Source organism: Microbacterium sp., assembly GCF_036277215.1.
Taxonomy (GTDB): domain Bacteria; phylum Actinomycetota; class Actinomycetes; order Actinomycetales; family Microbacteriaceae; genus Microbacterium.
Genome location: NZ_DASUNI010000166.1, coordinates 15,292 through 26,905, shown reverse-complemented (window position 1 = coordinate 26,905; position 11,614 = coordinate 15,292). Strand labels below are relative to the sequence as shown.

Below are 11,614 nucleotides of genomic sequence, written 5' to 3'. Positions count from 1 at the left end.
CCTAGAGCGCCCGCAGCTTCTCGAGCAGCGGACCCGCCGCCTCATCGAGGAAGCGCGTCTGTCCCTCGTCGCCCACCTGCACGAGCGCGACGTCGGTGAAGCCCGCGTCCAGGTACTCCTTCACGGACGCGGCGATCTTGTCGAGATCGGGACCGCAGGGGATCGTCTCGGCGACGTCCTCGGGGCGCACGAATTGGCTGGCCGCCTCGAATCCTGCCGGCGTGGGCAGGTCGGCGTTCACCGCCCACCCGCCTCCGAACCAGCGGAACTGATCGTGTGCGCGCTCGAGAGCGGCCTTCTCGTCGGGGTCCCAGCAGATCGCCAGCTGTCCGATCTTGCGCGAGTCGCCGGCGTGCGCGTCATCCCATTGCTCGATCAGTTCGGCAGCCGGCTGGACCGCGATCAGGTGGTCGGCGTGGTCGCTGAACTTGTCGATCGAGCTGTCGCCGGAGACGGCGACGGCGATCGGCACGCCCTGGTCGGGGACGTCCCAGATCCTGGCGGAGTCGACCCTGAAATAGTCCCCTTCCCACGTGACGAGGTCGCCCGTGTGCAGGGCGCGGATGAGGTGGATCGCCTCCTGCAGCATCAGCTGACGCACCTGCACGGACGGCCAGCCTTCGCCGATGACGTGCTCGTTGAGATTCTCGCCCGAACCGAGGCCGAGGGTGAACCTGCCCTCGGACAGGATCTGCAGGGTGGCGGACTGCTGCGCGACGACGGCCGGGTGGTAGCGCATCGTGGGACACGTGACGTACGTCATCAACTCCACCGAGGAGGTAGCCTGGGCGACCGCACCGAGGACAGTCCACGCGTAGGGCGAGTGTCCCTGGCTGGTGAGCCAGGGCGTGAAGTGGTCGCTGCAGACTTCGAAGTCGAAACCCGCATCCTCCGCAGCCGCCGCGTACCGCACCAGCTCGCGTGGGCCGCTCTGTTCCGACATCAACGTGTATCCGAACTTCGTCATGCCTTCACGGTAGAAGCCGCGGCATCCCGCTCGGAGGGGGTTGACACTAGGCGCGTCGGCGGCGCCCGAGCATCGCCTCGGCTGCGAGGGCGGCGGCCAGAACGGCGACCGCAGCGGCCAGTGCCCAGATCGGCCGGATCGATGCCAGCAGGGGAACGCCCGCCGCGATCGCCCCGGCGGCGACGATCCGCGCCCACGGCCACGGCTGTCCGACCAGGCGTGCGAAGACGGCTGTGGCGGCGATGTAGAGAGCGAGCCCGCTGCCCAGCGCTGAGGCACCGAACCACCCGTAGGGCTCGGCGTCCGCGATGTGCGCCATCGCATCCTCGACGCCGAGCGCTCCCAGGATCACCCCGGCGACGATCGCGAAGTGCAGGTAGGTGTACGCGTTCATGCCGAGCAGGACGCGCGCGGCATCCGTTCGCCGTACCAGTTCGTGCTCTCCGGCGATCGCGATCCGCGTGAAATACGCCGACCAGGAGAGGATCGCAAGGGTCACCGCGAGTGCCGCCCCGACGATGATCGCCCAGTCGATCGCCTCCTGGGCGACGCCGACGCCGATCGCCACGATCGACTCGCCGAGCGCGAGGATCACCACGAGGCCGTGCCGTTCGCTCCAGTGCGCGGGCGAGTAGATCCGCCACGCGCCACCGCCGCGCGAACTCGCGTACGTCAGGACGAAGTCGTACAGGAACGCGCCCAGCCAGATCCAGGTCTGCGCGGGTCCGCCGATGAGAGCGCCGACCAGGAGTGCCGTCGCCGCCGGCGCCATCGCGACCGCCTCGGTGATGAGCACCTGACGCCGCAGCGCACGGTCGTCGCCGGCGGCGACCAGATAGAGGACGCCGTGGATGAGCCGCACGACGGTGTACGCGACGGTGAGAACCAGCGGTCCGTCCAGGCCCCCCTCGAGGTCGTCGTAGGCCTCCGGGACGGTCAGTCCGATGACGAAGACCGCGATCATCGCGAGGCTCATCCCGACGCGCATCACCGACTGGTCGGCAGGCGCCTGGTTCGCCAGCCAGCAGTACGAGACCCACGTCCACCACAGCAGGCCGAGCACGATGAGCGCCTGAAGGATGCCGAAGGCGGTGTGGGTCTCGGCCATCAGCCCCGTCACCTGCGTGAACGCGAAGACGTAGACCAGGTCGAAGAACAGCTCGAAGGTGGTGACGCGCGCCGTCTCGTCGGACGTGCGCAACCGGCCGACGACTCCCCCGCCCGAGGAGTCGGCATTCTGCTGCATCGGTCCAGCATGCCGCACCTGTGCGCCGTCCGGTCCGGCTTGACCAGCAACGCGCGGCCGACCCCTACGTCCGGATGCCGCCCAGGAACGAGCCGATGGCGAGGGCCACCGCGCGCGGCGCGGTGTGCTGCACGAGGTGGCGATGGCCCGGCACGGTGACGAGCGAGGCCAGCTTCGCCCGGTCGCGCAGCCTACGCGTCCACGCCTGCCCGGCGATCGGATCGTTGCCGCCGCGGATGATCAGCAGCGGCCGGATGAGCTCGGCCACCCGGTCCTCGATGGGGTACGAGACCATCTGCCGCAGCTGCGTCAGATACCAGCGCGGGCCGCAGCGCAGGTAATCCGTGAACACCATGACGTTGCCGTCGATCGGCTCGCCGGCGGTGTCGACGGCGAGCGCCAACGACTGCGCGGTCGCCGTCCGATGCTCATCGTCGGTGACCGGTCCGATGACGATCACGGACGACGCGAGATCGGGACGCTGCACCGCGAGCTCGATGACCCACTGCGCGCCCATCGAGTGGCCCACGAGCACTACGTCCGAAAGACCGAGATCCTCGAGCACGCCGGCGATCCCCGCCGCCATCTGCGCAACCGTGACCGCCGAGCCGGGCTTGGGCACACGTCCGAACCCGGGAAGGTCGAGGGAGTGCACCTCGCTCGTCTCGGCGAGCTCGCGGTGCAGTCGCGCCAGGTAGCGGTGCGAGACTCCGATGCCGTGGATCAGCACGAAGGCGGGACGGCCCGAGCCGGCACTCAGCGACGACCGGACTTCGAAGGTGAGACCGCCGACGCTGATCCGTCGCAGCTCCGGGGTCGGTCCCGCGAGGGCTGGTGTCGTTCCCGCGTGCGTCACCGCTCCGAGCTCGTGTCAGCGCGGTCGGGCGCCCCTGCGTCGGCGGTGTCGTCGTCGTCGTGCTGCTCCCGGATGCGACGGCCCTCTTCGATGTCCTTCTTCTCCTTCTCAGCGGTCTTATCGCTCTTGCGGGTGTCGCGGGGCGGCAGCTGGATGTCCTCTTCGGCCGCGATGCCGGCCTGCAGCTGACGTCCTCGCTCCAGCTCAGCGTCGAACTCCGCACCGAACAGGAGCGCCAGGTTGGCGATCCACAGCCAGAGGAGGAAGACGATGATGCCGGCCAGCGAACCGTACGTCCGGTCGTAATTGGAGAAGTTGGCGACGTAGAACCCGAACGCGACGGTCGCGATGGCCAGCACGAGGATCGCCAGCAGCGCGCCCAGACTGATCCAGCGGAATTTCGGCTGCTTCGCGTTCGGTGTCGCGTAGTAAAGGATCGCGACGATCAGGACGACGATGAAGGCCAGGACGGGCCACTTGGCGATGTTCCACACCGTCTGTGCGACATCCCCGATGCCCAGAGCGTTCCCGACCGCCTCCGTGACCGGGCCCGAGATGACGAGGATGATGACGCACACCACGACCAGGACGATCGAGATGACGGTCACGAGCAGCTGTGCGGGCTTCAGCTTCCAGAAGGGCCGGCCCTCCTCGATCTCGTAGATCCGGTTCATCGCTCGGCTGAATGCGCCGATGTAGCCCGATGCCGACCAGATGGCCAGCACGATGCCCGTGATGAGCGCGAAACCGGCGGCGGGCGAGCTCGCCATCTGCTCGATGGGTCCGCGGATCGCCTCCGCAGTGTCGCCCGGCGCGACCTGCCCGATGATCTCCAGGACCGCGTCGCTCGCCGCCCTGCCCTGGCCGACGATGCCCAGCAGCGAGAAGATCGCGACCAGCCCCGGGAACACGGACAGCACCGAGTAGTACGTGAGCGCGGCGGCGATGTCGATGCACTGGTCGGACGAGAACTCCCGGAACGTCTTGCCGAAGACGTACTTCCAGGACCGCTTGTCGATGTCGTCGGGCGAGTCCGGCTTGGCCGGGTGGTCCGGGTCGGGAGCAGCCTTGTCCTTGCGGTTCTTCTCGGCGGTGTCTGTGCTCATCTCTCGCTCCTGAATGAGGTGGGGGGCGCCGCGGTGCCATCGCCGCCTACGCTGAGCCGATCCGACGGATCGGTAACGGCCATTTCTACGCGGCCCCCTCCACAGGCAACGGGCCCTTGCCAAAAGGCTCCGTGTGTGTAAGGCGGTCGCCTCAGCCGGCGACGCGTCGTCCTTCTAGGCGGCGGTCGCGCTCTGCTCGGGACGAAGGACCACCTTGATGCAGCCGTCCTCCTTCTTCTGGAAGGTCTCGTAGAGCTGCGGTGCGTCTTCGAGGGGCGCGTGGTGGGTCACCAGGTCCATGACTCCGAGCGGATCCGAAGGGTCCTCGACCAGAGGCAGCAGGTCATCGACCCACCGCTTCACGTTGCACTGGCCCATGCGCAGGGTGATCTGCTTGTCGAACAGCGTCTTCATGGGCAGGATGTCGGCTTCGCCGGCGTAGACCCCGCTGAGCGAAACCGTACCGCCGCGACGCACGACGTCGATCGACGCGTATACCGCGGCGAGGCGATCCATGCCGGCCTTGTCGAGCATCGGCTTGGACAGCGCATCAGGCAGCAGGCCGACGGCCTGCTGGATGAACTTCACGCCCGCATTGCCGTGGGCTTCCAGGCCGACCGCGTCCACGACCGCATCCGCGCCGCGGCCCTCGGTGAGATCGCGGAGCTCGTCCACGATCGTGTCGGTCAGGTCGAACGTCGCGATCCCGTGCCGCTCGGCCATCGCGCGCCGCTCCGGCTCGGGGTCCACCGCGAGCACGCGGTACCCGCGGTGGCCGGCGACGCGTGCGACGAACTGGCCGACCGGGCCCAGACCCATCACGGCCACGGTCCCCCCGTCCGGAACCTGCGCATAGTCCACGCCCTGCCAGGCAGTCGGAAGGATGTCGCTCAGGAACAGGTAGCGGTCATCGGGAAGGTCATCGCCGACCCGGATGTGGTTGTAGTCGGCGAGCGGGACGCGCAGGTACTCCGCCTGGCCGCCCGGGATCTGGCCGTACAGCTTCGTGTATCCGAACAGGGCAGCGCCGCTGCCGTACTTCTTGACCTGCGTCGTCTCGCACTGCGACTGGAGGCCTCTCGTGCACATGAAGCAGATCCCGCAGGAGATGTTGAAAGGGATGACGACCCGGTCGCCGACCGACAGGCGCGTGACGTCCGAACCGACCTCGACGACCACGCCCATCGGCTCGTGGCCGAGCACGTCGCCCTTGTCCAGGAACGGACCGAACACCTCGTACAGGTGCAGGTCGGACCCGCAGATCGCCGTGGAGGTGATCTTCACGATCGCATCCGTCGAGTAATCGATCGTCGGGTCGGGCACCTCTTCGATGCTGACCTTCCGCTTGCCCTGCCAGGTCAAAGCCTTCATCTGCAGTCTCCAGTCCTTGGGGGGTGCGATGGGCACCGCCGCATCTCAACGGTCGCCGGTCGGGGCCTCGCACGCACCCCCTTGCAGAGCGCGGCACCGGCAGGCACAATCGCGCGCGCTCGCGTCGGCGGACCAGTACTCGCACCCTTGCGACTCGTCAACCCCCCTGTGCGCGTGGCGCGTCATTTCTTATCGTCGCCCCACCGGTCACTTCTCGGGAGGAAACGCCATGCACCGAACACGTCGTATCTTCGCCGGCACGCTCGCGGGTGTCGCCTGCGTCGCCCTCATCACCGGGTGCGCCGTGGGAACGGGGGGCGGCGACGATTCCGACGCGAATTACGACGCGGATGCCGAACTGTCGGGCAGTCTCTCGGTGATGGGCTTCTCGGGCGTGGACGAAGTCGCCACCTCGCGGCAGGAGCTCGCTGAACAGGCGCTCGGAGACGTGGACGTCAAGCTGATCGAAGGCGACCTCGATCTCCAGCAGTTCCTCTCCGCCGTGGCGTCGGGCAAGCCGCCCGAGATCGTCTACGCGAACCGTGACCAGATCGGCTCCCTCGCGGCCCGGGGGGCGATCGTGCCACTGGGCAACTGCATCGACGGTGAGGGAATCGACACGGGAGTGTTCGTGCCGGCAGCCCTGGAGCAGGTCACGCTCGAGGGCGAGGTCTACGGCATCCCCGAATTCAACACCGTCCAGCTGACCATGGCGAATGCCGACCTGCTGTCGGCTGCCGGTCTCACCGTCGAGGACGTGAACGGCTCGGATTGGGAGGCCATGAGCGAGGCGAACCTCGCTATGACCAAGGCGTCCGGCGGTGGCCTCAGCGTGATCGGCTACGACAGCAAGCTGCCCGAGTTCATGCCGCTGTGGGCCAAAGCCAACGGCGTCGACTTGATCTCCGAGGATGGGCGCACCGCCCAGCTCGACGACCCGGCCGTCGTCGAGGCTCTGGAGTGGGCAGTGTCGATCTACGACGACCAGGGTGGCTTCAGCGCCGTCAAGGCCTACCGCGACTCGGCGGATTTCTTCGGCTCGGGCAACCAGTTCGCTACCAGCGTCCTCGGCGCGATGCCGATGGAGCAGTGGTACGTCAACGTCCTGAACGATGTCTCCCCCGACGCGCCGATGGCGTTCGACACCGTGCACGCTCGTGGCGGGGAGACGCTGGCGTACGCGTCCGGATCGGCCTGGGCCATCCCCGCCGGCAGCGCCAACCCGGAGGCCGCGTGCCGGTGGGCGCGGGTCATGACCTCGACCGAAGCCTGGGAGGCGGCCGCCAACGCCCGGATCGAGGTCCGCGAAGGCGAGGGCAAGCCGTTCACCGGCATCCTGACCGGGAACTCCGAAGCCGATCAGATGATCGAGGGGATGGTGACCTCGGGCGGCGAGCCGTGGGACACCGCCGTGGCGAAGATGTACGAGGCCAACGGCAGCACGTTCTCCCTTCCAGCGAACCCCGCCGATGCCGAATTCAAGACGGCCCTGCAGGATGCCGTCAACTCCGTGCTCAACGGCCAGGCGACCCCCGAGGAGGCCCTCGCGGCCGCCCAGGAGACCGCCCAGTCCGCGCTCGATGACGCGTGGGCGAATCTGGAGTCCGGGAACTGACGGTGGCCGGCGCAGCTCTCGAAGCGGGGGCAGCGGCGGGCGGCGCAGCAGCACCGCCCGCCGAAGACCCGGCCCGGATGCGGTCTCGCCGGCGCGCCAAACGCCGCAACACCGGTGCTGCGCTGCTCTTCCTCTCGCCGTGGCTGATCGGATTCGTGGTGTTCACGGCCTGGCCGCTCATCTACAGCGCGTACCTGTCGCTCACGGACTACGACGTCATCAACGACCCGCGCTTCGTCGGGCTCGACAACTACGCCCGGCTCCTGGAGGACCCGAAGATCGCGACGGCGCTGGCCAATACGGCGTTCTTCACCTTCATCCAGGTGCCCCTGTACGTGATCGTGTCGCTCGTGCTCGCGCTGCTGCTGCAGCGCGCGGGGCGCAGCTCGGGTTTCTTCCGCACGGTGTTCTTCCTGCCGAAGATGACGCCGCCGGTGGCGGTCGGCATCCTGTTCCTGCTGCTGTTCAACGGGCAGAACGGCATCATCAACACCGTGCTCGGCTGGTTCGGGATCGACGGCCCGTCGTGGACCACGGATCCCGCCTGGGTCAAGCCCGGGCTCATCATCATGAGCCTGTGGACCGTCGGTGCGTCCGTGATCATCCTGCTGGCGGCGCTGCAGAACGTGCCGGCCGAACTCTACGAGTCGGCGCGGATGGACGGCGCAGGCTTCTGGCGCCAGTCGTGGAGCATCACCATTCCTATGATCAGCCCCGCGCTCTTCTTCATCATCGTCGTGAACACGATCGCCGGATTCCAGACCTTCGACGAGGCCTATACGGCGTTCTTCGGAGCGGGGAACACGACGTACGGGAACGATGCCGCCCTGTTCTACGTGATCTACCTGTTCCAGCAGGCATTCCAGTTCTTGCACATGGGCTACGCCGCCGCGATGGCGTGGGTGCTGTTCGTCGTCATCATGATCGTGACCGCCATCCAGCTGATCGTGTCGCGCAGGCTCGTGTACTACGAAGGCGGGACGGAGCGATGACTCAGGTCGTGCCGGGGCGGCCGGTCGATCAGCCCGACGACGGAACGCCGTCGGCCGAAGCCATCCTGACTCCCGCCCGAACGCCGCCGACGCGAGACGCTCGCGGCGCCCGCGGCCGGGATGGCCGCAAGAAGCCGGGAAGGATCCGCAAGGCGCTGGCCATCACGGCGCTCGTCCTGCTGACGGTCGTCTTCGCGTACCCGTTCATCTGGCTGGTGAGCGCGTCATTCAAGCCGCGCGGCGAGGTGTTCGACAACAGCCTCATCCCGAAGACCTTCACCCTCGACAACTACGTCCAGGTCTGGGCCGAGGCCCCGGTCGCGCTGTGGCTGCTGAACACGCTCATCGTGACGGTGCTCGCCGCGGTCACGGTGACCATCTCGTCCGCCATGGTCGCCTGGGGGTTCGCCTACTTCCGGTTCCGCGGCCGATCCGCCCTGTTCGCCCTCGTGCTGGGATCGATGATGCTGCCGGGTGCGGTCACCATGATCCCGACGTTCCTGATCTGGAACTCGCTGGGACTGGTCGGGACACTTGTGCCGATGTGGGCGCACAACATGTTCGCGAGCGCGTTCTACGTCTTCCTGCTGAGGCAGTTCATGCTCGGCCTGCCGCGCGATCTGTTCGACGCCGCGAGGGTAGACGGCGCCACTCAGTGGGGGGTCTTCTGGAGGATCGCCCTTCCGCTCAGCAAGCCGGCGCTCGCCGTCGTGCTCGTGTTCGAGGTGCAGGCGGTGTGGACCGATCTCATGAGAGCCCTGATCTACTTGAGGGACTCGAGCACCTTCACGATTCCCCGGGGTCTGAAATCGATGGTGGACGCGTTCGGGTTCGGCGGCGAATGGCACTGGGAGATCATCGTCACGGCCAGCGTCATCGCCACGATTCCGATGATCATCATCTTCTTCGTCGGTCAGAAGCAGATCATCGAGGGCGTCGCCACCAGCGGGCTGAAGGGCTGACGCCGCTCGAGCGAGGCGCGTCCGCGGAACTCAGGCATCCTCGGGCGGCACTTCCGGAATCGGAACGAGGGCGATCGGCGTTCCTCGTGTGAGCCACAGGTAGGCGTCCCGTCGGGCGCCTTCCCCGTCGTTGACGAGGAGCCATCCACCGGTGTCGTGGCATGCCGCGATCTCAGCCTGCACGTCGGCGAGCTCGCGACCGCCGAGGCTGTACAGGTGTCCGCCGTAGTGGACATCAATGCGCTTCATGCAGGTCCTGTGTGAGCAGGTCAGAGAAGTTCGTCACACTGTCCTCCGGAGGTTCGGGAACCGTGTACAGCCCCGTCGGGGAGTTCGCGGTGTAGATCAGCGCGTCTATCCACGCGCGGTTGATGACCGGCCGACGGCTGCCGTAGAACTTGTACACGAGCGAGACGCGCGGGTGCACCCACACGACGGTGCGCCCGTCGCCGATGCTCGCGTCGTCCTTCCAGGTGAAGTGGAAGGATTCCCCCCGGCGCAGTTTGGCCCCGATGACGAGTTGCAGATGAGCAAGCAGGCGGTCTTCGAAATCGACTTTGACCATCGAATCGTAGATGAATTTGCCCATGCCGATCCTCTCTCAGGGCTGGATCTGTGGGCTCCCCACAGTAACGGGGGCTGCAACCCGGGGTGCGGGCCTTAGCTCAGTATGCGCTCGATCCGAGCCGCAAACCAGGACCGAGCGTGTGGGTTCCACACAATGCCACACGCATTTGGCGTCCACGCGAGGGCTCTGACACTCGAGGGTTGACATGTCAACCCCCTGCGTTTTTCCGGTGGCGAGCACCTACGTTGGCCGGATCGCGGAAGGAGCTCAGCATGACGACAGCACGCGACATCATGTCGGCGAACCCGAAATGCATCGGCGAGAACGACACGCTGGTGGACGCCGCTCGATTGATGTCCGACCTCGACGTGGGGGCCCTCCCCATCTGCGGCGAGGACGGCCGCCTGAAGGGGATGCTGACGGATCGGGACATCGTCGTGAAGTGCCTCGCACGGGGAGGCGATCCGAATCAGGCGACGGCCGGCTCGCTCGCGGAGGGCAAGCCGGTGACGGTTGGAGCCGACGACGACGTCCGCGATGTCCTGACCACGATGGAGACCCACCAGGTGCGTCGCCTGCCGGTGATCGACGGATACGATCTGGTCGGCATCATCAGCCAGGCGGACATCGCGCTGTCGCTGTCGGCCACTCAGACCGGCGAGGCGGTCGAAGCGATATCGGAGTGAGGCGACGCAGTCGTCGACGGAGTGGAGGGTCAGCGGGCGCGGGGAAACTGGACGTGCCAGGGGGTGACGACCGGACGCTTCTGCGAATACCGTAGAGGCGAACTGCCCCGGACCCCGGCAGCGCCAGTGAACGCTGATCGAGATCACGGGAGTCAGGGATGAAGGCGTTGACGAACCGCGTGGGGACGTACGTCACCGGCGACGGGGTGGCGGACGCAGTGCTGAGCTATGCGCTCGCACTGGCCCGCGCGCGTCAGCTCGACGTCGTCGACATCCCCTTCGTCGCGGGCGGCGGCGAGGTCGCGCGCGTGAAGATGATGGTCGGCTGGATGGTCGACATCGACGCGGTCAGCCACGGCCGCGGCGACCCGGAGCTGACCGACTCGGCGCTGACCGATGACCTGAGGGCACGCGAGGGCTCGCTCCACGCTCACGGCAACACCCCTCTGAGCGCAGATGACCTGGTCAGCCTCGACACGATCGGTGAGTACTGACGGCAGTCTCTCGTGCGCGGGAGAGTACGTCGTCGTATCCCCGCTGGCAAGCCCGTTCGGCGTTTCCCGTGAGGTGGCTAGTTTCCGGTCATGACCCCTGACACTCCAGACCCCAGAGAGCCGGTCCCGCCGACGTACTCGACGCGGCCGGGCAACGACCCCGCGGTCGATCGGGACGGCACGCTCCATTCCGACGTCCTCGAGCGCGAGCAGGCGCGCTTCGGCGGCTTCAAGTTCGGCTCCGCCTTCTTCGGCTGGCTGACCGCTACCGGCCTGGCGGTGCTGCTGACCGCCCTCGTCGCCTCGGTCGGCGCGGCCATCGGCGCCACCTCGGGCACCACCGCGGACGAGGCGGCCGACGCCGCCGTGGAGAACACCGGCACCGTCGGCATCGTGGGCGCGATCGTGGTTGGCCTGGTGCTGTTCATCGCATACTTCGCCGGAGGGTACGTCGCAGGGCGCATGGCGCGATTCAGCGGCGTGAAGCAGGGGATCGCGGTGTGGATCTGGGCGGTGGTGATCGCCATCGTGGTGGCCGTCGTGACGGCGATCGCCGGCAGCCAGTGGGACATCCTGGCCGACCTCGACAGTTTTCCCCGCATACCGGTGACACCCGAGACCGCGACGATCACCGGCATCCTCACCGCCGTGGGCGCCGCCGTCGTGACGCTGGTCGGGGCGATCCTCGGCGGCATGGCCGGCATGCGCTATCACCGCAAGGTCGACCGCGTCGGGCTCGGACGCTGACGCC

The 11,614-nt window shown here is 67.5% G+C and carries 13 protein-coding genes; 6 read left to right on the top strand and 7 right to left on the bottom strand.

Annotation, left to right across the window (positions count from 1 at the left end; genetic code table 11):
• Position 1: 1 nt before the first annotated feature.
• From VFX99_RS08510 to VFX99_RS08490, 5 genes are all read right to left on the bottom strand, one after another.
• Positions 2-967: an LLM class F420-dependent oxidoreductase gene (locus VFX99_RS08510; RefSeq protein ID WP_329665862.1), complete on the bottom strand. Its 966-nt coding sequence runs from the start codon at positions 965-967 to the stop codon at positions 2-4.
• 46 nt (positions 968-1,013) lie between these two features.
• The gene (locus tag VFX99_RS08505; protein ID WP_329665861.1) at positions 1,014-2,213 is read right to left on the bottom strand and encodes a low temperature requirement protein A; all 1,200 of its coding nucleotides are present in this window, start codon (positions 2,211-2,213) and stop codon (positions 1,014-1,016) included.
• A gap of 64 nt (positions 2,214-2,277) precedes the next feature.
• Positions 2,278-3,069, bottom strand: a complete 792-nt coding sequence (locus VFX99_RS08500; RefSeq protein WP_329665860.1) for an alpha/beta hydrolase — start codon at positions 3,067-3,069, stop codon at positions 2,278-2,280.
• A complete protein-coding gene (locus VFX99_RS08495) occupies positions 3,066-4,175 on the bottom strand; it encodes a YihY/virulence factor BrkB family protein (protein ID WP_329665859.1) in 1,110 nt (369 codons plus the stop codon). The genes VFX99_RS08500 and VFX99_RS08495 overlap by 4 nt, the downstream gene beginning before the upstream one ends.
• A 174-nt stretch (positions 4,176-4,349) precedes the next feature.
• On the bottom strand, positions 4,350-5,546 hold the full coding sequence (locus VFX99_RS08490) for a zinc-dependent alcohol dehydrogenase (protein WP_329665901.1): 1,197 nt from the start codon (positions 5,544-5,546) through the stop codon (positions 4,350-4,352).
• A gap of 229 nt (positions 5,547-5,775) precedes the next feature.
• Between VFX99_RS08490 and VFX99_RS08485 the strand changes: the two genes are divergently transcribed.
• The 3 genes from VFX99_RS08485 (at position 5,776) to VFX99_RS08475 (ending at position 9,115) form a co-directional block, all read left to right on the top strand.
• Positions 5,776-7,161: an ABC transporter substrate-binding protein gene (locus VFX99_RS08485; RefSeq protein ID WP_329665858.1), complete on the top strand. Its 1,386-nt coding sequence runs from the start codon at positions 5,776-5,778 to the stop codon at positions 7,159-7,161.
• Between the two features lie 77 nt (positions 7,162-7,238).
• The gene (locus tag VFX99_RS08480; protein WP_329665900.1) at positions 7,239-8,153 is read left to right on the top strand and encodes a sugar ABC transporter permease; all 915 of its coding nucleotides are present in this window, start codon (positions 7,239-7,241) and stop codon (positions 8,151-8,153) included.
• A complete protein-coding gene (locus VFX99_RS08475; RefSeq protein WP_329665857.1) occupies positions 8,150-9,115 on the top strand; it encodes a carbohydrate ABC transporter permease in 966 nt (321 codons plus the stop codon). The genes VFX99_RS08480 and VFX99_RS08475 overlap by 4 nt, the downstream gene beginning before the upstream one ends.
• Before the next feature lie 30 nt (positions 9,116-9,145).
• Here VFX99_RS08475 and VFX99_RS08470 read toward each other — a convergent pair whose 3' ends face one another.
• Both VFX99_RS08470 and VFX99_RS08465 read right to left on the bottom strand, forming a co-directional pair.
• The gene (locus tag VFX99_RS08470) at positions 9,146-9,364 is read right to left on the bottom strand and encodes a hypothetical protein (protein ID WP_329665856.1); all 219 of its coding nucleotides are present in this window, start codon (positions 9,362-9,364) and stop codon (positions 9,146-9,148) included.
• Positions 9,351-9,704 carry an ATP-dependent DNA ligase gene (locus VFX99_RS08465; RefSeq protein ID WP_329665855.1) on the bottom strand — a complete coding sequence of 118 codons (354 nt, stop codon included), beginning with the start codon at positions 9,702-9,704 and terminating at the stop codon, positions 9,351-9,353. Before VFX99_RS08465 ends, VFX99_RS08470 begins: the two co-directional genes overlap by 14 nt.
• A gap of 251 nt (positions 9,705-9,955) precedes the next feature.
• Between VFX99_RS08465 and VFX99_RS08460 the strand changes: the two genes are divergently transcribed.
• From VFX99_RS08460 to VFX99_RS08450, 3 genes are all read left to right on the top strand, one after another.
• Positions 9,956-10,369, top strand: coding sequence for a CBS domain-containing protein (locus VFX99_RS08460; protein ID WP_329665854.1), 414 nt, complete (start codon positions 9,956-9,958; stop codon positions 10,367-10,369).
• 158 nt (positions 10,370-10,527) lie between these two features.
• A complete protein-coding gene (locus tag VFX99_RS08455; protein ID WP_329665853.1) occupies positions 10,528-10,863 on the top strand; it encodes a hypothetical protein in 336 nt (111 codons plus the stop codon).
• A gap of 90 nt (positions 10,864-10,953) precedes the next feature.
• Positions 10,954-11,610: a hypothetical protein gene (locus VFX99_RS08450; protein ID WP_329665852.1), complete on the top strand. Its 657-nt coding sequence runs from the start codon at positions 10,954-10,956 to the stop codon at positions 11,608-11,610.
• Positions 11,611-11,614: the final 4 nt, after the last annotated feature.